Source organism: Mycobacterium conspicuum (assembly GCF_010730195.1).
Classification (GTDB): domain Bacteria; phylum Actinomycetota; class Actinomycetes; order Mycobacteriales; family Mycobacteriaceae; genus Mycobacterium; species Mycobacterium conspicuum.
Genome location: NZ_AP022613.1, coordinates 3,317,128 through 3,340,954, shown reverse-complemented (window position 1 = coordinate 3,340,954; position 23,827 = coordinate 3,317,128). Strand labels below are relative to the sequence as shown.

23 protein-coding genes are annotated in these 23,827 nt (G+C 67.0%); 17 read left to right on the top strand and 6 right to left on the bottom strand.

The annotated features are described in order from the left end of the window. Positions 1 to 170 precede the first annotated feature (170 nt). A complete protein-coding gene (gene metH / locus G6N66_RS15350) occupies positions 171 to 3,935 on the top strand; it encodes a methionine synthase (RefSeq protein ID WP_085232941.1) in 3,765 nt (1,254 codons plus the stop codon). Between the two features lie 10 nt (positions 3,936 to 3,945). Here metH and G6N66_RS15345 read toward each other — a convergent pair whose 3' ends face one another. Further along, a complete protein-coding gene (locus G6N66_RS15345; protein ID WP_085232940.1) occupies positions 3,946 to 4,845 on the bottom strand; it encodes a class I SAM-dependent methyltransferase in 900 nt (299 codons plus the stop codon). A 101-nt stretch (positions 4,846 to 4,946) separates the two neighbouring features. Between G6N66_RS15345 and G6N66_RS15340 the strand changes: the two genes are divergently transcribed. The 4 genes from G6N66_RS15340 to G6N66_RS15325 all read left to right on the top strand — a co-directional run bounded on the left by G6N66_RS15340 (position 4,947) and on the right by G6N66_RS15325 (position 8,087). Further along, the gene (locus tag G6N66_RS15340; protein WP_085232939.1) at positions 4,947 to 5,228 is read left to right on the top strand and encodes a phosphoribosyl-ATP diphosphatase; all 282 of its coding nucleotides are present in this window, start codon (positions 4,947 to 4,949) and stop codon (positions 5,226 to 5,228) included. A gap of 2 nt (positions 5,229 to 5,230) precedes the next feature. Further along, positions 5,231 to 6,085 (top strand): ATP phosphoribosyltransferase, encoded by an 855-nt coding sequence (hisG, locus tag G6N66_RS15335; protein WP_085232938.1) that lies wholly within the window; start codon positions 5,231 to 5,233, stop codon positions 6,083 to 6,085. A gap of 116 nt (positions 6,086 to 6,201) precedes the next feature. After that, positions 6,202 to 6,723, top strand: a complete 522-nt coding sequence (locus G6N66_RS15330; protein WP_085232937.1) for a DUF4126 domain-containing protein — start codon at positions 6,202 to 6,204, stop codon at positions 6,721 to 6,723. After that, positions 6,720 to 8,087, top strand: coding sequence for an FAD-containing oxidoreductase (locus G6N66_RS15325; RefSeq protein WP_085232936.1), 1,368 nt, complete (start codon positions 6,720 to 6,722; stop codon positions 8,085 to 8,087). The genes G6N66_RS15330 and G6N66_RS15325 overlap by 4 nt, the downstream gene beginning before the upstream one ends. Here G6N66_RS15325 and G6N66_RS15320 read toward each other — a convergent pair. Next, on the bottom strand, positions 8,084 to 8,932 hold the full coding sequence (locus G6N66_RS15320) for a RecB family exonuclease (protein WP_085232935.1): 849 nt from the start codon (positions 8,930 to 8,932) through the stop codon (positions 8,084 to 8,086). The genes G6N66_RS15325 and G6N66_RS15320 overlap by 4 nt on opposite strands. Before the next feature lie 72 nt (positions 8,933 to 9,004). On the opposite strand from G6N66_RS15320, the gene trmI reads away from it, so the two are divergent. Continuing rightward, positions 9,005 to 9,847, top strand: a complete 843-nt coding sequence (gene trmI, locus G6N66_RS15315) for a tRNA (adenine(58)-N(1))-methyltransferase TrmI (protein ID WP_085232934.1) — start codon at positions 9,005 to 9,007, stop codon at positions 9,845 to 9,847. Between the two features lie 226 nt (positions 9,848 to 10,073). Continuing rightward, a complete protein-coding gene (locus tag G6N66_RS15310) occupies positions 10,074 to 10,343 on the top strand; it encodes a hypothetical protein (RefSeq protein ID WP_163645853.1) in 270 nt (89 codons plus the stop codon). Here the strand turns inward: G6N66_RS15310 and G6N66_RS15305 are convergent. After that, positions 10,340 to 10,642 carry a DUF503 domain-containing protein gene (locus G6N66_RS15305; RefSeq protein ID WP_085233039.1) on the bottom strand — a complete coding sequence of 101 codons (303 nt, stop codon included), beginning with the start codon at positions 10,640 to 10,642 and terminating at the stop codon, positions 10,340 to 10,342. The two genes, G6N66_RS15310 and G6N66_RS15305, sit on opposite strands and share 4 nt — an antisense overlap. Before the next feature lie 8 nt (positions 10,643 to 10,650). Then, entirely contained in the window at positions 10,651 to 11,262 is a 612-nt protein-coding gene (locus G6N66_RS15300) for a hypothetical protein (protein WP_085232932.1), read from the bottom strand. Positions 11,263 to 11,540: 278 nt separating this feature from the next. Between G6N66_RS15300 and arc the strand changes: the two genes are divergently transcribed. Further along, the gene (gene arc, locus G6N66_RS15295) at positions 11,541 to 13,370 is read left to right on the top strand and encodes a proteasome ATPase (RefSeq protein ID WP_085233038.1); all 1,830 of its coding nucleotides are present in this window, start codon (positions 11,541 to 11,543) and stop codon (positions 13,368 to 13,370) included. A 76-nt stretch (positions 13,371 to 13,446) separates the two neighbouring features. Here arc and G6N66_RS15290 read toward each other — a convergent pair whose 3' ends face one another. Both G6N66_RS15290 and G6N66_RS15285 read right to left on the bottom strand, forming a co-directional pair. Next, a complete protein-coding gene (locus G6N66_RS15290; protein WP_085233036.1) occupies positions 13,447 to 14,055 on the bottom strand; it encodes a hypothetical protein in 609 nt (202 codons plus the stop codon). Positions 14,056 to 14,101: 46 nt separating this feature from the next. After that, positions 14,102 to 15,247, bottom strand: coding sequence for a hypothetical protein (locus G6N66_RS15285; protein WP_179968277.1), 1,146 nt, complete (start codon positions 15,245 to 15,247; stop codon positions 14,102 to 14,104). Positions 15,248 to 15,381: 134 nt separating this feature from the next. On the opposite strand from G6N66_RS15285, the gene dop reads away from it, so the two are divergent. The 9 genes from dop (at position 15,382) to tatC (ending at position 23,744) form a co-directional block, all read left to right on the top strand. Beyond that, a complete protein-coding gene (gene dop / locus G6N66_RS15280) occupies positions 15,382 to 16,890 on the top strand; it encodes a pup deamidase/depupylase (RefSeq protein ID WP_085232931.1) in 1,509 nt (502 codons plus the stop codon). Positions 16,891 to 17,158: 268 nt separating this feature from the next. Continuing rightward, the gene (locus G6N66_RS15275; RefSeq protein WP_085233035.1) at positions 17,159 to 17,353 is read left to right on the top strand and encodes a ubiquitin-like protein Pup; all 195 of its coding nucleotides are present in this window, start codon (positions 17,159 to 17,161) and stop codon (positions 17,351 to 17,353) included. Continuing rightward, positions 17,350 to 18,204 (top strand): proteasome subunit beta, encoded by an 855-nt coding sequence (prcB, locus tag G6N66_RS15270; protein WP_085232930.1) that lies wholly within the window; start codon positions 17,350 to 17,352, stop codon positions 18,202 to 18,204. The genes G6N66_RS15275 and prcB overlap by 4 nt, the downstream gene beginning before the upstream one ends. After that, positions 18,201 to 18,923 carry a proteasome subunit alpha gene (prcA, locus tag G6N66_RS15265; RefSeq protein WP_085232929.1) on the top strand — a complete coding sequence of 241 codons (723 nt, stop codon included), beginning with the start codon at positions 18,201 to 18,203 and terminating at the stop codon, positions 18,921 to 18,923. The genes prcB and prcA overlap by 4 nt, the downstream gene beginning before the upstream one ends. A 48-nt stretch (positions 18,924 to 18,971) precedes the next feature. Next, positions 18,972 to 20,330, top strand: coding sequence for a Pup--protein ligase (gene pafA / locus G6N66_RS15260; protein WP_139825204.1), 1,359 nt, complete (start codon positions 18,972 to 18,974; stop codon positions 20,328 to 20,330). A gap of 131 nt (positions 20,331 to 20,461) precedes the next feature. After that, positions 20,462 to 21,472 (top strand): helix-turn-helix transcriptional regulator, encoded by a 1,011-nt coding sequence (locus G6N66_RS15255; protein ID WP_085232927.1) that lies wholly within the window; start codon positions 20,462 to 20,464, stop codon positions 21,470 to 21,472. After that, entirely contained in the window at positions 21,469 to 22,467 is a 999-nt protein-coding gene (locus tag G6N66_RS15250) for a helix-turn-helix transcriptional regulator (RefSeq protein WP_085232926.1), read from the top strand. The genes G6N66_RS15255 and G6N66_RS15250 overlap by 4 nt, the downstream gene beginning before the upstream one ends. A 64-nt stretch (positions 22,468 to 22,531) precedes the next feature. Beyond that, the gene (gene tatA / locus G6N66_RS15245; RefSeq protein WP_085232925.1) at positions 22,532 to 22,780 is read left to right on the top strand and encodes a Sec-independent protein translocase subunit TatA; all 249 of its coding nucleotides are present in this window, start codon (positions 22,532 to 22,534) and stop codon (positions 22,778 to 22,780) included. 121 nt (positions 22,781 to 22,901) lie between these two features. Next, entirely contained in the window at positions 22,902 to 23,744 is an 843-nt protein-coding gene (gene tatC / locus G6N66_RS15240; protein ID WP_085233034.1) for a twin-arginine translocase subunit TatC, read from the top strand. Positions 23,745 to 23,827: the final 83 nt, after the last annotated feature.

The following is a 23,827-nucleotide window of genomic DNA, read 5'->3' as shown; positions in this document are numbered from 1 at the left end:
CGACGAAATGCGTTCGCCGGCAATCCGGTTAGGTTTGTCGGGCCGACTGGGCGTCCTGACGTCGGGGGACGACGTAGACTTTTCTGGTCGAGAGGCGTTGCAACGGCTACTTGGGGGCCCTGGACTCCCGGTATCCGCCACGCTCGGCAGAGTCAAGGACGCCTTCCACTATGGAAGGAACGTACGTGAACGCCGATAAGCCGAACACCTTCACCCCCAACCTCCGCCCCGACTGCACCGACGAGCTGACGGCGGCGCTGCGCCAGCGAATCATCGTGATCGACGGCGCGATGGGCACGGCGATCCAGCGCGACCGGCCCGACGAGGCCGGCTACCGCGGCGACCGCTTCACCGAGTGGCCGACGGCCCTGCAAGGCAACAACGACCTGCTCACGCTGACGCAGCCGCAGATCATCGAGGGCATCCACCGCGAGTACCTCGAGGCGGGCGCCGACATCCTGGAGACCAACACGTTCAACGCGAACGCGATCTCGCTCTCCGACTACGACATGGCCGACCTGAGCTACGAGCTGAACTACGCCGGCGCCGCCCTGGCCCGCAGGGCAGCCGACGAGTACAGCACCCCCGACAAGCCCCGCTACGTCGCCGGCGCCATCGGCCCGACGACGCGGACCGCGTCGATCTCGCCGGACGTCAACGACCCCGGGGCGCGCAATGTCTCCTACGACCAGCTGGTCGCCGCCTACCTGGAATCCGCCAACGGACTGGTCGACGGTGGTGCCGACCTGCTCATCATCGAGACGATCTTCGACTCGCTGAACGCCAAGGCGGCGGTGTTCGCCGTCGAGACGCTGTTCGAGGAGCGCGGACGCCGCTGGCCGTTGATCATCTCCGGCACCATCACCGACGCATCCGGGCGCACGCTGTCGGGTCAGGTCACCGAGGCATTCTGGAACGCGATCCGGCACGCGCGGCCGATCGCGGTCGGCCTCAACTGTGCGCTGGGGGCGCCGGAGATGCGGCCCTACATCGCCGAGATGGCGCGCATCGCGGACACCTTCGTCTCCTGCTATCCCAACGCCGGCCTGCCCAACGCCTTCGGCGAGTACGACGAGACCCCGGAGCGCCAGGCCGGCTACATCGCCGACTTCGCCGAGGCCGGCCTGGTCAACATCGTCGGAGGCTGCTGCGGGACGGCGCCGCCGCATATCGCCGAGATCGCCAAGGTCGTCGAGGGCAAGTCGCCGCGTGAGGTGCCGCAGATCGAGACGGCCACCCGGCTCTCGGGGCTGGAGCCGCTCAACATCACCGACGAGTCCCTGTTCGTGAACATCGGCGAGCGCACCAACATCACCGGCTCCGCCCGGTTCCGCAACCTGATCAAGGCCGAGGACTACGACACCGCGCTGTCGGTGGCCCTGCAGCAGGTCGAGGTGGGTGCGCAGGTCATCGACATCAACATGGACGAGGGCATGATCGACGGCGTCGCCGCCATGGACCGGTTCACCAAGCTGATCGCGGCCGAGCCGGACATCAGCCGCGTCCCGGTGATGATCGACTCCTCCAAGTGGGAGGTCATCGAGGCGGGCCTGAAGAACGTGCAGGGCAAGCCGATCGTCAACTCGATCTCGATGAAGGAGGGCGAGGAGAAGTTCATCCGCGAGGCCCGGCTGTGCCGCAAGTACGGCGCCGCCGTCGTGGTGATGGCCTTCGACGAGCAGGGCCAGGCCGACAACCTGGAGCGCCGCAAACAGATCTGCGGGCGCGCCTACCGGATCCTGACCGAACAGGTCGGCTTCCCGCCCGAGGACATCATCTTCGACCCGAACTGCTTCGCGCTGGCCACCGGCATCGAGGAGCACGCGACCTACGGCATCGACTTCATCGAGGCCTGCGCCTGGATCAAGGAGAACCTGCCCGGGGTCCACATCTCCGGCGGCATCTCGAACGTCTCGTTCTCGTTCCGCGGCAACAACCCCGTCCGCGAGGCGATCCACTCGGTGTTCCTGTTCCACGCCATCAAGGCCGGCCTGGACATGGGCATCGTCAACGCCGGTGCGCTGGTGCCCTACGACTCGATCGACCCCGAGCTGCGCGAGCGCATCGAGGACGTCGTGCTGAACCGCCGCGAGGACGCGGCCGAGCGGCTGCTGGAGATCGCCGAACGCTTCAACAGTTCGGAGAAATCCGAGGATCCGAAGGCCGCCGAGTGGCGCAGCCTGCCGGTCCGCGAGCGGATCACGCACGCCCTGGTCAAGGGCATCGACGCGCACGTCGACGACGACACCGAGGAACTGCGGGCCGAGATCGCCGCGGCGGGCGGTCGGCCGATCGAGGTGATCGAGGGCCCGCTGATGGACGGCATGAACGTCGTCGGCGACCTGTTCGGCTCGGGCAAGATGTTTCTGCCCCAGGTGGTGAAGTCGGCCCGGGTGATGAAGAAGGCCGTCGCCTACCTGTTGCCGTTCATCGAGGCGGAGAAGGAGCAGAACGGTACCGCCGACTCAAAGGACACCAACGGCACGATCGTGATGGCGACCGTGAAGGGCGACGTCCACGACATCGGCAAGAACATCGTCGGGGTTGTGTTGCAGTGCAACAACTTTGAAGTGATCGACCTCGGCGTGATGGTGCCGGCCGAGAAGATCTTGGCCGCGGCGGCCGAACACGACGCCGACATCATCGGGCTGTCCGGGCTGATCACCCCGTCGCTGGACGAGATGAGCAACTTCGCCGCCGAAATGCAACGCGAGGGGCTGGAAATCCCGCTGCTGATCGGCGGCGCGACCACCTCGCGCGCGCACACGGCGGTGAAAATTGCGCCGCGTCGCAGCGGTCCGGTGGTCTGGGTCAAGGACGCGTCGCGCTCGGTGCCGGTCGCCGCCGCGCTGCTCGACGACAAGCAGCGGCCGGCACTGCTGGAGGCCACCGAGAAGGAATACGCGTCCCTGCGGGAACGGCACTCGCAGAAAAACGAGCGGCCGATGCTGACACTGGAGAAGGCCCGCGCGAACCGGACCCCGATCGACTGGGATGGCTACACGCCGCCGGCGCCGGCCCAGGGGCTCGGGGTGCGGGACTATCAGGACTACGACCTCGCCGAGTTGCGCGAGTACATCGACTGGCAGCCGTTCTTCAACGCCTGGGAGATGAAGGGCAGATTCCCCGACATCCTCAACAACCCGGCCTCCGGCGAGGCCGCCCGCAAGCTGTACGACGACGCCCAGGAGATGCTCGACACCGTGATCAAGGAGAAGTGGCTGACCGCCAACGGGGTGATCGGGTTCTTTCCCGCCAACGCCGTCGGAGACGACATCGAGGTGTACACCGATGACACCCGTACCGAGGTGCTGACCACGTTGCACAACCTGCGCCAGCAGGGCGAGCACCGCGACGGCGTCCCGAACCGCTCGCTGGGCGACTACATCGCACCCAAGGACACGGGTCTGGCCGACTACGTCGGCGCGTTCGCCGTCACCGCGGGGCTCGGCGCCGGCGACAAGATCGCGGAGTTCAAGGCGGCCAACGACGACTACAGCGCGATCCTGCTGGAGTCGCTCGCCGACCGGCTGGCCGAGGCGTTCGCCGAACGGATGCACCAACGGGTCCGTAAGGAGTTCTGGGGGTTCCAGCCCGACGAGCAGCTGGACAACGAGGCACTCATTGACGAGAAGTACGTGGGAATCCGCCCAGCGCCGGGCTACCCGGCCTGCCCGGAGCACACCGAGAAGGTGACGCTCTTCAAGTTGCTGGACGTCCACGAGCGGACCGGCATCGAGCTGACCGAGTCGATGGCGATGTGGCCCGGCGCCGCCGTCAGCGGCTGGTATTTCTCGCACCCGCAGTCGCAGTACTTCGTGGTCGGCCGGATGGCCCAGGATCAGGTCGCCGATTACGCGAAGCGCAAGGGCTGGACCCTGCCCGAAGCCGAGCGCTGGCTCGGCCCCAATCTCGGCTACAACCCGGAGGACTAAGAACTCTCGCTCAGACGCGCAGCGCCGTCAGGTAGCCGGCGGCGTCACCGAGTGAGGCCATCTCGTCTTGCGGAACCGGAAAACCGTTGGCCGCGTAGGCTTCTTTGGTTGTCTTGATGTCGACCTGCCAACCGTGGCCGGCGAGGTATTCGCTGGCGCTGGTGCGGTCACCGGTGTAGAACAGCTCGGCCAGGTTGATCTCGGAGCCGCCGCGCCGGGACCGCTCGGTAAGCCGTTGCGCCCAATCCGAAGGAATGTTGGCGAAATCCATGTGCTCGCAAGCGATTCGGCTGCCCGGCGCCGACAGCGCGGCGACGTTGTCGAACAAGCGGTCCTGCGCGTCCGGCGGCAGGTAGATGAGCAGGCCTTCGGCGCTCCACGCGGTCGGCTTGGTGGGATCGAGTCCGGCGTCCGTCAGTGCCGAGGGCCAGTCGTCACGCAGGTCGATCGCGACGGTCCTGCGTGTTGCGGTCGGTTCGGCGCCCAGATCGGCCAGCGTGCGGGTCTTGAAGTCGATCACCCCGGGTTGGTCGATTTCGTACACCACGGCGTCCGGCGGCCACGGCAGTCGGTAGGCCCTGGTGTCCAGGCCGGATGCCAGGATCACCGCCTGCCGGACGCCCGCATCGACGGCCCGGGTAAAGAAGTCATCGAAGTACCGGGTGCGCACGGTGATTTGGTGGATCAGGGTCTGCCGGTTGAACCCGGGCTTGTCGCCGTCCCCGGGCTTTGCGTCGAGCAGCTTGATCAGGGTGTCGATGCCCACGGCGCGCACGAGCGGGTCGGCCCAGGGGTCGTCCAGCAGCCGATCCGGACCTTGGGAGGCCAGCGCGCGCTGCGCCGCGACCGCGGTTGCGGTCGCACCCACACTGGACGCCAAATCCCAGGTGTCGTTCTCGGTACGGGCCATGCCGACTCCATCCGCTAGTTAGTTAGGTGGGTTAATTACTGCCTACATTACGGGAGCCGGGCCGGAATGAGCTAAACCGAGGTGACTTTGCTCGCGGCGTCGTGAAACAATCGCTCGCCGTGAAGACCTTCGAGGAGCTGTTCGCCGAACTCGGCGACCGCGCGCGCACCCGCCCCGCGGGCAGCGCCACCGTCGCCGCGCTGGACGGCGGGGTACACGCTCTGGGCAAGAAGATCCTCGAGGAGGCCGGCGAGGTGTGGCTGGCGGCCGAGCACGAGCCCGACGAGGCGTTAGCCGAGGAGATCAGCCAGCTGCTGTACTGGACGCAGGTGCTGATGATCTCGCGCGGACTGTCGCTCGACGACATCTACCGGAAGCTGTGAGCATGCTGCGCGTTGCGGTTCCCAACAAGGGCACGCTGAGCGAGCCGGCCAGCGAGATCCTCTCCGAGGCCGGCTATCGGCGTCGCACCGACCCCAAGGACCTCACCGTCATCGACCCGGTCAACCAGGTCGAGTTCTTCTTTTTGCGGCCCAAGGACATTGCCATCTACGTCGGTTCGGGGGAACTCGACTTCGGCATCACCGGACGCGATTTGGTGCTGGATTCCGATGCGCCCGTGTCCGAGCGGCTGGCGCTGGGCTTCGGGTCATCCAGTTTCCGTTACGCCGCGCCCGCCGGCCGGGACTGGAAGCCGGCCGATCTGGCCGGCAAGCGCATCGCCACCGCGTACCCAAATCTGGTCCGAAAAGATCTGGCCGCCAAGGGTATTGACGCGACGGTCATCAGGCTCGACGGAGCCGTGGAGATCTCCGTGCAACTCGGGGTGGCCGACGCCATCGCCGACGTGGTGGGGTCCGGGCGAACCCTGGGCATGCATGATCTCGTGGCATTCGGTGAGCCGCTGTGTGATTCGGAGGCGGTGCTGATCGAACGTGCCGAGGCCGGCCACCGCCGGCAAAGCGCGGCGGGTGACCAGCTGGTCGCTCGCGTACAGGGTGTGGTGTTCGGTCAGCAGTATCTGATGCTGGATTACGACTGCCCACGCTCGGTGCTGGACAAAGCCACGTCGATCACGCCGGGACTGGAGTCGCCGACCATCGCTCCGCTCGCCGACGAGGGCTGGGTCGCGGTCCGCGCTTTGGTGCCCCGTCGCGGCGTCAACGAAATCATGGATGAGCTCGCCGCTATCGGCGCCAAAGCGATTCTGGCTTCTGACATCCGGTTCTGCCGCTTCTGATCGCTCGCAGGTGTCACGGCGCCGCTGCCTGTGTTAGCGTCCGCCTGGGTGGAGGGGCTCGCACCGAGCCGTCTCCGCTTATCTTTGCCGGCCGTTTCATTTCCAGGAGGATCGCTGTGACGCACGCGCTTGTTCTGCTGCTGGCTTTACTGATCGGTGTTGTCGCAGGGTTGCGTTCGCTGACGGCTCCCGCCGTCGTCGCGTGGGCCGCCTGCCCGACCCTCCTGGCGTGGATCGACTTGCACGGCACGTGGGCATCCTGGATGGCCAGCCTCATCACCGTGGTGGTGTTCACCATCCTTGCGATCGGCGAACTGGTCAACGACAAGCTGCCCAAGACACCCGCCCGCACGGCTCCGCCGATTTTTGCCGCTCGCCTCATCACCGGTGGGCTTGCCGGCGCGGCCCTTGGCGCGTGGCCGCATTGGACCTTCAGCGCGCTGGGGGCCGGCATCATCGGGGCGGTGCTCGGCACCCTCGGCGGCTACCAGGCACGCACGCGTCTGGTGGCCGCGACCGGCGGCAAGGACCTGCCGATCGCGCTGCTCGAGGACGCGGTCGCCATATTGGGCGGGTTCGCCATCCTGGCCGTGACGGGTCACGTGCTGACGGACTACCTGCTGACTGCGGTTAAGTGACAGCGCATTTCGATGCGATCATCGTCGGCGCCGGTCAGGCCGGGCCGCCGCTGGCCGGGCGCCTGACCGCCGCCGGGCAGCGCGTCGCGGTCGTGGAACGCAAACACGTCGGCGGCACCTGCGTCAACACCGGATGCATTCCGACCAAGACCCTGGTCGCCAGCGCGCACGCCGCGCAACTGGCCCGGCGCGGGGCCGAGTACGGCATCGGCACCGGACCCGTCAGTGTGGACATGGCGAAAGTCAAGGCCCGCAAGGACGGCGTGATGCTCGCCGACCGCAACGGTGTCGAAAGCTGGCTGCAGGGCATGGACGGCTGCACCCTCGTCCGCGGCCACGCCCGTTTCGTGGACCCGCACACGCTGAAGGTCGACGAGCAACTGTTGCGAGCCGACCGGATCTTCCTCAACGTGGGCGGCCGTGCGGTGGTGCCGGACATCCCGGGATTGTCCGATGTCGACTTCCTCACCAACGTGTCGATCCTCGAACTCGACACGGTGCCAAGCCATCTCGTCATCGTCGGCGGTAGCTATATCGCGCTGGAGTTCGCGCAGATGTACCGCCGCTTCGGGGCCCGGGTGACCGTGGTCGAGCGCGGCCCGCGGCTGGCCTCCCGCGAGGACGAGGACGTCTCGGCCACCATCAAGGAAATTCTGGAGACCGAAGGTGTCGATGTTGTCCTCGGCGCCGAAGACATACGGATAACCAAGCGCGACAACGGATTTGAACTATCGCCTGGGGACGGCGCCGCGCCGATTCAGGGTAGCCACCTGCTGCTGGCGGTGGGACGTCGGCCCAACACCGACGATCTCGGACTTGAGGCCGCGGGCGTGCAGACCGATGCCCGCGGCTGCATCGTCGTCGACGACGCACTGAAGACCAACGTCGATCACATTTGGGCGATGGGCGATTGCAACGGCAAGGGCGCCTTCACGCACACGTCGTACAACGACTTCGAAATCGTCGCGGCCAACCTGCTCGACAACGATCCGCGGCGGGTTAGCGATCGCATCACCACCTATGCGCTGTATATCGATCCGCCGCTGGGGCGCGCCGGCATGACCGTCGACCAGGTCCGCGCGTCGGGGCGCCGGGCGCTGGTCGGCAAGCGGCCGATGACCAGGGTCGGCCGGGCGGTGGAAAAGGGTGAGACGCAAGGCTTTATGAAGATCGTGGTCGATGCCGACACCCGAGAGATCCTGGGAGCGGCCATCTTCGGGGTGGGCGGCGACGAATCCATCCACTGCATCCTGGACGTCATGTCCGCCAAGGCGCCCTACACCACGTTGGCGCGGACCATGCACATCCACCCCACGGTCAGCGAGCTGATTCCGACGATGCTGCAGGAGATGTCGCCGCTTTAGCCGGCCAGCAGCTGCTCGGGCCAGCCGGGGTACGGCGGCGGCGTCCCACCGAATGCCGGACAGTGTTGCTGATGCGGGCACCACTGGCACAACCGCGACGGGTTGGGACGGAAATCGCCTGTCCGACTTGCGGATTGGATGGCATGCCAGATGGCGATCAGGGTCTTTTCGAATCGCAACAGCTCGTCGCGGTCCGGGGTGTAATCCAGCACCTGCCCGTCGGCCAGGTAGATGAGCCGCAGGCGGGCGGCCAGCACACCGCGCGACCGCAGCAGTGCCAGCGCGTAGAACTTCATCTGGAAGATCGCCTTGAACTCGGCGGTGAAGTTGGCCGCGGCGTGATTGGCCGGCGGCGCCTTGCCGGTCTTGTAATCGACCACCCGCAGCTCGCCGGTGGCGGCGACGTCGATGCGGTCGATGAAGCCGCGCAGCAGCGTTCCGTCGGCCAGCTCCACCTCGATACGTTCCTCGCAGCAGGCGGGGTCGAAGCGCGTCGGGTCTTCGAGCCGGTAGTAGCCCGACAGCAACGCGCGGGCTTCCTCGAGCAGTTGGGTCCGCTGCTCGGGCTCCACTTCGGCGGCCAGCGCGGGCACCTCGGTGATCATCCGATCCCACGCGGGTTCCACGAGAGAACGTGCGGTGGCGGCGACGCGTTGCGCCGCCGGCAGCTCGTAGAGCCGCTCTAGCGCCGCATGCACCACCGATCCGCGCAGTTGAGCCGCCGACGGCGGCTCGGGGAGCCGATCGATCGCACGGAACCGGTACAGCAGCGGACACTGCTTGAAGTCCGCGGCCCGCGACGGCGATAGGGCGGGCCGGGACGGCGTGTCCGGCTGCTCCGTCATAACCGCACTCTAGGACGGCGCGCCGACAACCCCGTACACGCTCACGGCGCGTCGGCTGGCACGCTGGAGGGCGTGCCAGCAACCGGTCCCCTCGCTGTTGGCGAGCGCGTTCAGCTCACCGACGCCAAGGGCCGCCACTACACGATCGAACTGACCCCGGGCAGCGAGTTCCACACGCATCGCGGCACCATCGCCCATGACGCGTTGATCGGGCTGGAACAGGGCAGCGTCATCAAATCCAGCAACGGCGCGCTGTATCTGGTGTTCCGCCCGCTGCTGGTCGACTACCTGATGGGGATGCCCCGCGGGCCGCAGGTGATCTATCCGAAGGACGCCGCCCAGATCCTGCACGAAGGCGACATTTTCCCGGGGGCCTGCGTGCTGGAGGCGGGCGCCGGATCCGGTGCGCTGACCTGCTGGCTGCTGCGCGCCGTCGGTCCGCAGGGACGGGTGATCTCCTACGAGCAGCGCGCCGATCACGCCGAGCACGCCCGCCGCAACGTCTCGGTGTGCTACGACGGGCCACCGGAGAACTGGGAGCTGATCATCGGCGACGTCGCCGACTCCGACCTGCCCGACGGCTCCGTAGACCGGGCGGTGCTGGACATGCTGGCGCCGTGGGAGGTGCTCGACAGCGTGTCGCGGTTGGTGGCTGCCGGCGGAGTGCTGGTGATCTACGTGGCCACCGTCACCCAGCTGTCCACCGTCGTTGAGGCGGTGCGCGCTCAGGGGTGCTGGACCGAACCGCGGGCATGGGAGACGTTGCAGCGGGGCTGGAACGTTGTCGGGCTGGCCGTGCGGCCCCAGCATTCGATGCGCGGGCACACGGCGTTCCTGATCACCACGCGCAGGCTCGCGCCGGGCGCGGTCGCCCCCGCGCCGCTGGGGCGCAAACGCCCCGGCCGCGACGATTAGCCGCGAGCTGATCACGCTGACTCCGCCGTTCGGCGGCTAGAGTGGGAGGGGCCTATAGAGGGCCTAGCCACGGCCCGCCACGAATTGTTTTGGGGTGCAGGTTGGAGCGCAGACCATGACGGGGTGGTGGGACCCAGCGTCAAGCCCAACGCACGTGTCTGCGGAATCGCCCCCGGATAGCGACACGCCGGTCAGCAAGCCAAACAACGGCCTTGGTGTCGCGTCCGTGGTGATCGGCCTCGTTGCCCTGTTGGCAAGTTCGACCTTTGTCGGTGGTCTCGTACTGGGTGTCCTCGCCCTGATCTTGGGCCTGATCGCGCGAGCCCAGGTCAGGCACGGGCACGCCAGCAACGGCGATGTCGCCATGACGGGTGTCGTGCTGGGCGTGCTGGCGATCCTCGCCAGCGTGATCATCGGCATCTTCTGGGTGGTGCCAAAGATGACGATCATCAACGCGGCACCGACGTTCGCGACGCAACAGGTCGCTACGCGTTAGTCGTCGCTGCGCAGCAGGCCTCGGCGCGCGGACAGCAACTCGAACTCGGGACGCGCCGCGACCAGACGTTCGGCCGCATCCAGAACGTCGACGACATGGCTGCGGTCGCTGGACACCAGTGTCACACCGATGCCGGCCCGGCGGTGCAGGTCGTGTGAACCGGTCTCGGCGGCCGACACGCTGAATTTGCGCTGCAGTTCGGCGATGACCGGACGGATCACCGATCGCTTGTGTTTGAGGGATCGCACCCCAAGCTCCGGGTCCAGCAGCACATCGAACTCGAGCCAGCCGATCCACATGCCGTCGGTCACCGAGGCGGTGCCGGGGGTGCGGGCGGCGGTGCCGGTGCGGGTGGTGCGGGCGGCGAAGCGCTCGGCGTTGCGCTCGGAGCGGGTGAGTTGCCCAGCGCCAGCAGCATTTGCGCGGTCCGCTTCGACAGCTGCCAGCCGCCCTGGAACGGGGCGAACTCCATGGGGAAGGTGAACACGCCGTTGTTGGCGCGGGCGGTCTTGACGGTGACGGTGGCCTGCACATCGGCCGGATTTCTATCCGACCACGCGATGCTGTCCGCCACGAAGGTCATCGGCTGGTAGCCGTTGTCCCGCAAAGCGTTCGTGAACTTGTCCAGTGTGGGCGCGCTCTCGGGGGTGGCGCCCTCGACGAGGTTGAGCTTGTTGGTGCCGGGGACGTTGGGATCGGCGAGCCGGGCCAGCACATCGGTGAGGGCTTCGGGCGGGGGCAGGGGAGCGGCCGGGGGGACAGCCGGCGGAGGCGACGTCACCGGCGCGGCCGATTGGGCGTCCGAAGCCGCGGGCTTGGACTCGTGCGACGAACATCCCGAAAGCGCGAGCAGCGCCGCCGCGATCACGACGCCGAGGACGCTGCGAAGGTCGGCGGGAGACCAGGAATGCTCAAGCATTCAGCCGGTGGGGGCTTGCGGCGCGCCGGACGGGCCAACGGGTGCAACGGAAGTCACACTTGCGACCGCTCCGGCAACGAGGGCGACGGCTAACACGCCCGTGGCGAGGGGTTTTATCGTCACCGTCGTCCTTTCGCTCGGCCGGATTTGATGCCGAGGTTACCAGCGTGACCATATTCGTAACTTTTTGCCGGTGTTTGACTGCGCACGCGAATGGCGATTCGCCGGTAGCGTTGAAGTATCCGCCGCGTCATTTCGAAGCGGGAAAGGAGCGCAACATGGGTGACTCAGAGCGTTCTGAAGCATTCCGGATCCCTGGTGAAACCGACATGTCCAGCGACGATGCTGCCGAGTTGGAACAACTGCGCCGTGAGACGGCAGTACTGCGCGAGCAACTTGAGCATGCGGTTGGGTCGCACGGCAGCGCCCGCTCTGCTCGCGATGTGCACCAGCTCGAAGCCCGAATCGACTCGCTCGCCGCGCGCAATTCGAAATTAATGGAAACTCTTAAAGAGGCCCGCCAACAACTGCTGGCGCTGCGCGAGGAAGTCGACCGGCTGGGGCAACCGCCCAGTGGCTACGGCGTCCTGCTGTCCGCCCACGACGACGAGACCGTCGACGTGTTCACGTCGGGTCGCAAGATGCGCCTGACGTGCTCGCCGAACATCGACACCTCGACCCTGCGGAAGGGTCAAACGGTCCGGCTCAACGAGGCCCTGACCGTCGTCGAGGCCGGCACGTTCGAATCCGTCGGCGAGATCTCCACGCTGCGCGAGGTGCTCGCCGACGGTCACCGGGCCCTGGTCGTCGGCCACGCCGACGAGGAGCGCATCGTCTGGCTGGCCGAGCCGCTGGTCGCCGAGGACCTGCCGGACGGCGTGCCCGACGCGCTCAACGACGACACCAAGCCCCGCAAGCTGCGTCCGGGTGACTCGCTGCTGGTCGACACGAAAGCCGGCTACGCCTTCGAGCGCATCCCCAAGGCCGAGGTCGAAGACCTGGTGCTCGAAGAGGTGCCCGACGTCAGCTACGCCGACATCGGCGGTCTGACGCGGCAGATCGAGCAGATCCGCGACGCGGTGGAGCTGCCGTTCCTGCACAAGGAGCTGTACCGGGAATACCAGCTGCGCCCGCCCAAAGGCGTGCTGCTCTACGGCCCGCCCGGCTGCGGTAAGACCCTGATCGCCAAGGCGGTGGCCAACTCGCTGGCCAAGAAGATGGCCGAGGTGCGTGGCGACGACGCCCGCGAGGCGAAGTCCTACTTCCTCAACATCAAGGGCCCCGAGCTGCTGAACAAGTTCGTCGGCGAGACCGAGCGCCACATCCGGCTGATCTTCCAGCGTGCCCGGGAGAAGGCCTCCGAGGGCACTCCGGTGATCGTGTTCTTCGACGAGATGGACTCGATCTTCCGCACCCGCGGCACCGGCGTCTCGTCGGACGTCGAGACGACCGTCGTTCCGCAGCTGCTGTCCGAGATCGACGGCGTGGAGGGGCTGGAGAACGTCATCGTGATCGGTGCCTCCAACCGCGAGGACATGATCGACCCCGCGATCCTGCGACCCGGGCGCCTCGACGTCAAGATCAAGATCGAGCGGCCGGATGCCGAAGCGGCACAAGACATTTACTCGAAGTACCTGATCGAGTCGCTGCCGGTGCACGCCGACGACCTGGCCGAGTTCGACGGCGACCGGTCGGCTTGCATCAAGGCGATGATCGAGAAGGTCGTGGACCGGATGTACGCCGAGATCGACGACAACCGGTTCCTGGAGGTCACCTACGCCAACGGTGACAAGGAAGTCATGTACTTCAAGGACTTCAACTCCGGGGCGATGATCCAGAACGTCGTCGACCGGGCGAAGAAGAACGCGATCAAGTCGGTGCTGGAGACCGGGCAACCCGGCCTGCGCATCCAGCACCTGCTGGACTCGATCGTCGACGAGTTCGCCGAGAACGAGGACCTGCCCAACACCACCAATCCCGATGACTGGGCACGGATTTCGGGCAAGAAGGGCGAGCGGATCGTGTACATCCGCACCCTGGTCACCGGCAAGTCGTCGAGCGCGTCACGGGCCATCGACACCGAGTCCAACCTGGGTCAGTACCTGTAGTCCACCGCCACACTTAAGCCACGCACACGAAAGCGGTGTGCGTGGCTTAAGTTTCGCGACAGACGCGCTTGGGCGTTCAGACGGTCACCAACGAGTAGCTGTTCGTCAGGTCGTCCTGGGTGACCTGCGCGGCGCGCGACGTGGTGTCGATGCGCAGTTGCTCGGTGAGCACCTGTGGGCGGTAGGACCAGCCGTCGGGGAGCTTGAGCCGGTCGGCCAGCTTGGGCAGGTCCGCCCGTTCCAGGTTGGGGTCCACCACCTGGCTCCAGGTCTGCATCACCCAACGGTGGCCGTGCGGATCCTGCAGTTCGTAGACCTCCTCGCCGGCGTTGAAGACGAACACCGTGTGGCGCGTGACCTTGTTGACGCTGTAGGGCGCGGGGTTCATCGAGGACAACAGGACGGTGGCCTGCAGGATCATCTCAATGCCCCCGAAGGTCTTCCTGATCTGCGGTCCCTGCTGCTCCTTTTCGATGGAGTTCATCAGCCAGTAGCGCGGGCCGTTGAGCAGGGCCGCGGCCACACCGTTTTCGGCGGCGATGGCCTGCGGGTCCAACGCGGTCCACAGCTCGGCCGGGCAATCGTTGAGCGGGAAGCTGTTATAGACGTTGGCCTGCGGTCCGGCCTCGCCGGGGGTCACGAGAAGCACTTCGCCGTAGCGTTTTCCGGACATGTCGTCGGTCATGTTTTCTCGCACTTCATCGTGGGTTCGGGGTGGGCACCAGCGTAAGTTACGAACCGCCAGCGTGGTCGTTGACATTCCGGTAGCGGTCGCGTGCGATCAGGGCGACGTGCAGATCGTCCACGCGCGGGTCGAGAAACGTTGCGCGGTAGTCGCTGTCGCCGACCGCTCGGGCGCTGACGTACATGAACGTCAACGCGCCGAGGAATAGGCTCATGTGGATCAGCGAATCCGGCACCGGCACCGTCCAACCCAACACGACCGCCTCCGACTTGCTGACATGGGTCCACTCCTTGAGCAGGTCGGGGGTGAGCACGATCAGCCCCAGGATCAGGTAGATGCCGGCGGTGACCGCCGCCACCACCGAAATCTGGACGAGCTGCGAGGCCGCCAGCACGAACACCACGTTGGATCGTTCCATCGCGCTCAGCCGGGGAGCGGCCGAGCCGGCCGGATCGGGCATCGCGGCGAACGGCGTGTCAGCAAGGCTCTCGTTGTCGGCGGGCAGCGCCCCGGCCGAGCGCAGCATCGGTCTGACCCGCTCGATGGACGTGGAGACGACGAAGACCGCCGCGATGCCCGTCAAAAACACCATGGCCAGCACCAGTCGGGTGCCGTTGATCGTCGCCGCCATCAGCCAGACGTAGGTGTTGAAGAAGACCAGCGCCGTCAGCAGCACCACCGGCAGGGCCCGAACCGCCAGCCCGCCCACGCTTGCCAGGTGGGTCAACGTCATGCGGACCGCCCATCCGAGCACCGACCCGATGCCCAGACCCGTCAAGGCCAGCACGACGACGATGAGGATGGCCGACTGCGGCAACGAGGTCAGGTCGGCATTGAAGTAGCCGGCAACCAGGATGACCACGGCCGCGGCCATCCCCACCGCCGCTCGGACCCGGTGGCGCGTGAGGCGGGCGACCAGCCAGCCCACGAGGAAGGACACCGGAATCGCGGCCGCGACGATCCCGATCACCACCCATTCGGTGGTCGTCGGCATCCCGTCGATCTCCACGTCGTGGCTGCCCACAAGCAGAAAGATCGGGATACCACAACCCTGAAAAGTGGCGTAGGCCGCGAGAACTGGCGCCGATCGCGACCACAGCCGTCGCCACCGGCCGCGTGCCGTCAGCACCGCCGGCAGGCCGCGCTGCAAAAACCAGCTCTCCGCTTCGGCGGTAGCCGACGCTGGACCCATAGCGGCTCACACTAGTTGTCGCGTTCACTCTGCGCTGGCGGCGCGGCCCACTCGCACTTTGCCGCCCAGGACGCAGAGTCAACTTCCAATGGCCCCGCCTCGGCGGTCTGCCCCCGGCCCGTAGTCTTTAAGCCATGCAACGGATTATCGGGACGGAGGTCGAGTACGGCATATCGTCGCCGTCGGACCCGACCGCCAACCCGATCCTCACCTCGACCCAGGCGGTGCTGGCCTACGCCGCCGCCGCGGGCATTCAGCGCGCCAAGCGCACTCGGTGGGACTACGAGGTGGAATCGCCGCTGCGCGACGCCCGGGGTTTCGACCTGAGCCGCTCGGCCGGGCCGCCGCCCGTCGTCGACGCCGACGAGGTCGGTGCGGCCAACATGATCCTGACCAACGGCGCGCGGCTCTACGTCGACCACGCGCACCCCGAATACTCGGCGCCCGAGTGCACCGACCCGCTGGACGCGGTGATCTGGGACAAGGCCGGCGAGCGGGTGATGGAGGCCGCCGCCCGCCACGTCGCCAGCGTGCCCGGCGCGGCGAAACTGCAGCTGTACAAGAACAACGTCGACGGCAAGGGCGCCTCCTACGGGTCGCACGAGAACTACCTGATGAGCCGCCAGACGCCGTTTTCGGCGATCATCGCCGGGCTGACTCCGTTTCTGGTGTCCCGCCAGGTGGTGACCGGCTCCGGGCGCGTCGGCATCGGGCCGTCGGGCGACGAGCCCGGTTTCCAGCTTTCGCAGCGTTCCGATTACATCGAGGTCGAGGTCGGGCTGGAAACCACGCTGAAGCGCGGCATCATCAATACCCGCGACGAACCGCACGCCGACGCCGACCGGTACCGCCGGTTGCACGTCATCATCGGTGACGCGAACCTGGCCGAGACGTCGACCTACCTCAAGCTGGGCACCACCGCGCTTGTGCTCGACCTGATCGAAGAGGGCCCGACGCACGGCATCGACCTGTCCGATCTGGCGCTGGCGCGGCCGGTGCACGCGGTGCACGCGATCAGTCGGGATCCGTCGCTGCGGGTTGCCGTGGCGCTGGTCGACGGCCGCGAGCTGACCGGCCTTGCGCTGCAACGGATCTACCTCGACCGGGTGGCCAAGCTGGTCGACGGCCGCGACCCGGACCCGCGCGCGGCCCACGTCGTCGAAACCTGGGCGCACGTGCTCGACCAGCTGGAGCGTGACCCGATGGACTGCGCCGAGATCCTGGACTGGCCGGCCAAGCTGCGGCTGCTGGAAGGCTTCCGGCAGCGCGAGAACCTGAGCTGGTCGGCGCCCCGGCTGCACCTCGTTGACCTGCAGTATTCCGATGTGCGGCTGGACAAGGGCCTGTACAACCGGCTGGTGGCGCGCGGCTCGATGAAACGGCTGGTCAGCGAACATCAGGTGCTCGAGGCGGTGGACAACCCGCCGACGGACACCCGCGCCTACTTCCGGGGCGAATGCCTGCGCCGGTTCGGGGCGGACATCGCCGCGGCCAGCTGGGACTCGGTGATCTTCGACTTGGGCGGCGATTCGCTGGTTCGAATCCCCACGCTGGAGCCGCTGCGCGGCAGCAAGGCGCACGTCGGAGCGCTGTTGGACTCGGTGGACAGCGCCGCCCAGTTGGTGGAAGAACTCACCAGCTAGGAGTGATCGCAAGCGCGGCGGAGCCGGGCGCAGCGGGTCACGACCATTGAGCTAGGAGCGCGAGGAAGCAGGGCGCGGCGGGTCACGACCGTCGGGCAAGGAGTGATCGCAAGCGCGGCGAAGCCGGGCGCAGCGGGTCACGACCATTGAGCTAGGGACGGTTAACGGGGAAACGTCGGGGTTGACCGGTAGGGTAGAGAGAAGCTTGCGTGCGCCCGACGGGCGCACGCAGCCCTCGAAAAAGGGCATCACGAAGCAGGAGGCGGCGATGGCGCAGGAGCAAACCAAACGTGGCGGTGGAGGCGGCGAGGACGACGACGTCACCGGCACGACCGCCGCGGGCCAGGAACGTCGCGAGAAGCTGGCCGAAGACACCGACGATCTGCTCGACGAGATCGACGATGTGCTGGAGGAGAACGCCGAAGACTTCGTCCGCGCATACGTCCAAAAGGGCGGACAGTGACCTGGCAGTTCCCCGATCGCCTGTCGCTTAACTCTTCCGCTATAGACCTGTCCTCGTTCGCCGACTTTCTTCGTCGCCAGGCGCCGGAGCTGCTGCCGGCGAGCCTCACCGGCGATGCACCGGCAGCGGGACAGTTGCCGCATGGGACGACCATCGTCGCGCTGAAATACCCCGGCGGCGTCCTGATCGCCGGCGATCGGCGCTCGACGCAGGGCAACATGATCGCCGGGCGGGATGTGCGCAAGGTGTACATCACCGACGACTACACCGCCACCGGGATCGCGGGTACCGCCGCGGTCGCCGTCGAATTCGCCCGGCTGTACGCGGTCGAACTCGAGCACTACGAGAAGCTCGAAGGCGTGCCGCTCACGTTCCCCGGCAAGGTGAACCGGCTCGCGATCATGGTGCGCGGCAACCTCGCCGCGGCGATGCAGGGTCTGGTCGCGCTGCCGCTGCTGGTCGGCTACGACATCCACGCCGCCGACGCCGAGAGCGCGGGCCGCATCGTCTCCTTCGACGCCGCCGGCGGCTGGAACATCGAGGAAGAGGGCTACCAATCGGTGGGCTCCGGGTCGATATTCGCCAAGTCCTCGATCAAGAAGCTGTATTCGCAAGTTACCGACGCCGATACCGCGCTGCGCGTGGCCGTTGAGGCGCTCTACGACGCCGCCGACGACGATTCGGCCACCGGCGGTCCGGATCTGGTACGGGGCATCTACCCGACGGCGGTCACCATCGACGCCAACGGCGCGGTCGACGTGGCGGAAAGCCGGATCGCCGAACTGGCCCGTGAAGTCATCGAAAGCCGTTCCCGCGCAGACACTTTCGGTCCCGATGGCGGTGACAAGTGAGCTTCCCGTATTTCATCTCGCCCGAGCAGGCGATGCGCGAGCGCAGCGAGCTCGCGCGCAAGGGCATCGCACGCGGCCGCAGTGTGGTGGTGCTGGCCTACGCCGGCGGTGTGCTATTCGTCGCCGAGAACCCGTCGCGCTCCCTGCAGAAGATCAGCGAACTCTACGACCGCGTCGGTTTTGCCGCCGCGGGCAAGTACAACGAATTCGACAATCTGCGTCGCAGCGGGATCCAGTTCGCCGACACCCGCGGCTACGCGTACGACCGCCGCGACGTCACCGGCCGGCAGTTGGCCAACGCCTATGCCCAGGCGCTGGGCAGCATCTTCACCGAGCAGGCCAAGCCTTACGAGGTGGAGTTGTGTGTGGCCGAGGTCGCGCATTACGGCGAGACGAGGCCGCCCGAGCTGTACCGGATCCTCTACGACGGGTCGATCGCCGACGAGCCGCATTTCGTGGTGATGGGCGGCACCACCGAGCCGATCACCACGGCGCTCAAGGACTCCTACGCCGAGAACGCCGATCTGCCCGATGCGCTGCGGATCGCGGTCGACGCGCTGCGGGCGGGGAGCGCGGATGCCTCGAACGGTGATCAGTCCAGCCTCGATGTGGCCAGCCTGGAGGTCGCCATCCTGGACGCCAACCGTCCGCGACGGGCATTCCGGCGGATCGGCCGCTCGACTTTGGAGACCCACCTGGGTTCCGAATCCGAAAGCTAGGCGCGGCCGTCCACCGTTCGCGCTCGGACTACTTGTACCCTCGATTACGTGCAGCGACGAATCATGGGCATCGAGACCGAGTTCGGTGTGACCTGCACGTTCCACGGCCACCGTCGGCTCAGCCCGGACGAGGTGGCGCGCTACCTGTTCCGGCGGGTGGTGTCCTGGGGGCGTAGCTCGAACGTGTTCCTGCGGAATGGCGCGCGCCTGTACCTGGACGTCGGCAGCCATCCCGAATACGCGACCGCCGAATGCGACAGCCTGGTGCAGCTGGTCACGCATGACCGTGCCGGTGAATGGGTGCTGGAAGACCTGCTGGTCGATGCCGAACAGCGGCTGGCCGATGAGGGCATCGGCGGCGACATCTACCTGTTCAAAAACAACACCGACTCGGCCGGTAACTCCTACGGCTGTCACGAGAACTACCTGATCGTGCGGGCCGGCGAGTTCTCCCGGATCTCCGACGTGCTGCTGCCGTTCCTGGTCACCCGCCAACTGATCTGCGGCGCGGGCAAGGTGCTGCAGACACCCAAGGCAGCGACGTTCTGCCTGTCCCAGCGCGCCGAGCACATCTGGGAGGGCGTCTCGTCGGCCACTACCCGCAGCCGGCCGATCATCAACACCCGCGACGAGCCGCACGCCGACGCCGAGAAGTACCGCCGGCTGCACGTCATCGTCGGCGACTCGAACATGTGCGAGACCACCACCATGCTCAAGGTGGGCACCGCGGCGCTGGTGCTGGAGATGATCGAGGCGGGTGTGCCGTTTCGCGACTTCTCGCTGGACAACCCGATCCGCGCGATCCGCGAGGTCAGCCACGACGTCACCGGCCGCCGGCCGGTGCGGCTGGCCGGGGGCCGCCAGGCCAGCGCGCTGGACATCCAGCGCGAGTACTACACCCGCGCCGTCGAACACCTGCAGACGCGTGAGCCCAACGCTCAGATCGAGCAGGTCGTCGACCTGTGGGGCCGTCAGCTCGACGCCGTCGAGAGCCAGGATTTCGCCAAGGTGGACACCGAGATCGACTGGGTGATCAAGCGCAAGCTGTTTCAGCGCTACCAGGATCGCTACAACATGGAGCTGTCCGACCCGAAGATCGCGCAGCTGGACCTGGCCTACCACGACATCAAGCGCGGACGCGGCGTGTTCGACCTGCTGCAGCGAAAGGGCCTGGCGGCGCGCGTCACCACCGACGAGGACATCGCCGAGGCCGTCGAAAAGCCACCGCAGACCACCCGCGCGCGGCTGCGTGGTGAGTTCATCAGCGCCGCCCAGGCCGCGGGGCGTGACTTCACCGTCGACTGGGTGCATCTCAAGCTCAATGACCAGGCCCAGCGCACCGTGCTGTGCAAAGACCCGTTCCGCGCGGTCGACGAGCGGGTGAAGCGGCTGATCGCGAGCATGTAGGTCCTCGGTGCGTCGCGAGCGTAACGCCGCTGCGAAATGCCCCGTCGAAATTCGCAACAGCGTTACGTTCGCGGTCACGGGACCGGTAGGACCGTCCGGCATGACTTTCCAGCCCATCTAGTCTTGAGCAAATGGCGACCTCGAAAGTCGAACGGCTGGTCAATCTCGTCATCGCCCTGCTGTCCACCCGCGGCTTCATCACCGCGGAAAAGATCCGCTCCAGCGTCGCGGGCTATTCGGAAAGCCCTAGCGCCGAGGCGTTTTCGCGGATGTTCGAGCGTGACAAGAACGAGCTGCGCGACCTCGGCATCCCGCTGGAGGTCGGCAAGGTCTCGGCGCTGGACCCCACCGAGGGCTACCGCATCAACCGGGATGCCTACTCGTTGCGTCCCGTCGAGTTGACCCCGGACGAGGCCGCCGCGGTAGCCGTCGCCACCGGGCTGTGGCAATCGCCCGAGCTGATCACCGCAACCCAGGGCGCGCTGCTCAAATTGCGGGCCGCCGGGGTAGACGTCGATCCGTTAGATATCGGGGCGCAGGTGGCCATCGCGTCGTCGGCCGGGGTGCCGGGTCTGCGTGGATCGGAGGACGTGCTCGGAATCCTGTTGTCGGCCATCGATTCTCGACAGGCGGTGCAATTCCCGCATCGGCCGTCTCGGGCGGAGCCCTACACCACCCGCACCGTTGAACCGTGGGGAGTGGTCACCGAGAAGGGCCGCTGGTATCTGGTGGGCCACGACCGCGATCGCGGCGCCACCCGCACGTTCCGGCTATCCCGGATCGGTGCCGAGGTCACGCCGATCGGACCGGAAGGTGTGGTCACCGTGCCCGAGGACGTCGACCTGCGCAAGATCGTCGCCGACACGGTCAGCGAGACGCCGGCTGGCGGCCAGGCCGTGGTGTGGGTCGCCGACGGGCGGGCCACCGCGCTGCGACGCGCCGGACGGCAAATCGGGGCACGGCAACTCGCCGGCCGCGACGGAGATGTCATCGAACTCGACATTGGATCGCCCGACGGGCTGGCGCGTGAGATCGCCGGCTACGGGGCCGATGCCATCGCGCTGGAGCCGCAGTCGCTGCGTGATGACGTTGTGGCGCGATTGCGCGGGGCCCTGGCAGGGGAGGAGGAGCGGCGCCAATGACCAACGTCTCGGACCGCCTGGTGCGGCTGCTCAACATGGTGCCCTATTTCCAGGCCAATCCGCGGATCACCCGCGCCGAGGCCGCCGCCGAGCTGGGGGTGACGAGTAAACAGCTCGAGGCGGACCTCAACCAGCTGTGGATGTGCGGCCTACCCGGCTACGGACCCGGCGACCTCATCGACTTCGAATTCTCCGGCGACACCATCGAAGTGACGTTTTCCGCCGGCATCGACCGACCCCTGCAGCTGACCTCACCGGAAGCCACCGGCCTGCTGGTGGCGCTGCGGGCGCTGGCCGACGTCCCCGGAGTGGTCGACCCAGCGGCGGCGCGCAGTGCGATCGCCAAGGTCGCGGCGGCCGCCGGGGCCGCCGGGCGCGATTCCGGTTTCCCCGGCGCCGTGTCGGCGGTCGACGAACCGGCCCCCGTGGAGAGCCGGGCCGCGGCCGCGGTGCGCGCCACGGTGCGGGACAAAAAGGCGCTGGCCATCGAGTACTACGCCGCCTCCCACGACACCCTGACCAGCCGCATCGTCGACCCGATCCGGGTCCTGCTGGTCGGTGGGCACAGCTACCTGGAGGCCTGGTCACGCGAATCCGAAGGGGTTCGGCTGTTCCGCTTCGACCGGATCGTGGACGCCAAAGCCCTCGACGAGCCCGCCGCCCCACCCGAACCCGCGGTGCAGGCGCCGCCGGACACCTCGCTGTTCGACGGAGACCCGTCGCTGCCGTCGGCGCGGCTGCGGATTGCGCCCTCGGCGTCCTGGATGTTCGACTACTACCCGCTGCGGGAGGTGCTCGAGCTGCCGGATGGTTCGTGCGAGGCGGTCATGACTTATGCCTCCGAAGACTGGATGACGCGGTTGGTGCTGGGCTTCGGGGCCGCGGTGCGGGTGCTTGAACCCGCGTCCCTCGCGCATCGTGTCAAGGACGCTGCCGCGGCCGCACTCGAGTCCTACCAGGTGGCCCAAACCACGACACCTTCCACGAAACCGTAGTGCGGGGACGCTGGCGTTTTGCGCCGCTGCGGTAGCATCGGGTGAACGTCTGGAGGTAACAAAAGTGGGCAGTCTTCAACCGTGGCACTGGCTGATCCTCGCTGTCGTGATCATCGTGTTATTCGGGGCAAAGCGGCTCCCCGACGCGGCGCGCTCGCTGGGCAAGTCAATGCGCATCTTTAAGTCTGAAATCCGTGAAATGCAGACCGAAACCAAGTCGGACGCCATTGAGCCGCCCGCGCCGGTGCAGTCGCAACGCGTCGACCCGTCGACGGTTGCTGGTCAAGACCACACCGAGGCCCGGCCCGCGTAGCAGCACCGGGCGCCGCTGACCGAACGTCGTGAACGGTTCTAGATTTTCAGTGCGCGGCGGCCGTCTATTCAAGCGACTCGACCCACGCCAGCGGCGCAGTCGCACCAATCCCGACGCGACCATGTCGCTGGTCGACCACCTCACGGAGCTGCGGAGAAGGCTGCTGATCGCGCTGGCCGCGATCCTGCTCACCACGATCTTCGGGTTTTTCTGGTACTCGCATTCGATCTTTGGGCTGGAAAGCCTCGGCGAGTGGCTGCGGCATCCGTATTGTTCGCTGCCACAGTCGGCGCGCGCGGACATCAGCGCCGACCGGCAATGCCGGTTGCTGGCCACGGCGCCGTTTGACCAGTTCATGTTGCGGCTCAAGGTCGGGATGGCCGCCGGGATCGTCCTGGCGTGCCCGGTGTGGTTCTACCAGCTCTGGGCGTTCGTCACGCCCGGGCTGTACCAGAAGGAACGCCGCTTCGCGGTGGCGTTCGTGATCCCGGCCGCGGTGCTGTTCATCGCCGGCGCCCTGCTGGCCTACCTGGTGCTGGCCAAGGCGTTGGGCTTCCTGCTGACCGTCGGCAACAGCGTCCAGGTCACCGCGCTGTCCGGCGACCGGTATTTCGGCTTCCTGATGAATCTGCTGGTGGTCTTCGGGGTCAGCTTCGAATTTCCGCTGTTGATCGTCATGCTCAACATGGTCGGTGTGCTGACCTATGAGCGGCTCAAGTCCTGGCGGCGCGGCCTGATCTTCGCGATGTTTTTGTTCGCCGCGATCTTCACGCCCGGATCCGACCCGTTCTCGATGACGGCGCTGGGCCTGGCGCTGACGGTGCTGCTCGAGTTTGCCATCCAGATCGCGCGGCTGCACGATAAGCGAAAAGCCAAGCGCGAAGCCCTGATTCCCGACGACGAGGCGTCGACCATCGAAGCTCCCGAGCCCATCAACGCCGGGACCCATGACGACATCACGTAAGCCCCCTCGCGGCGAGCGTGCGCGTTTGTGCAGTGACACGCCGCATTTGGCGTACATTTGCGCACCCTCGCGGACTGAGGCGG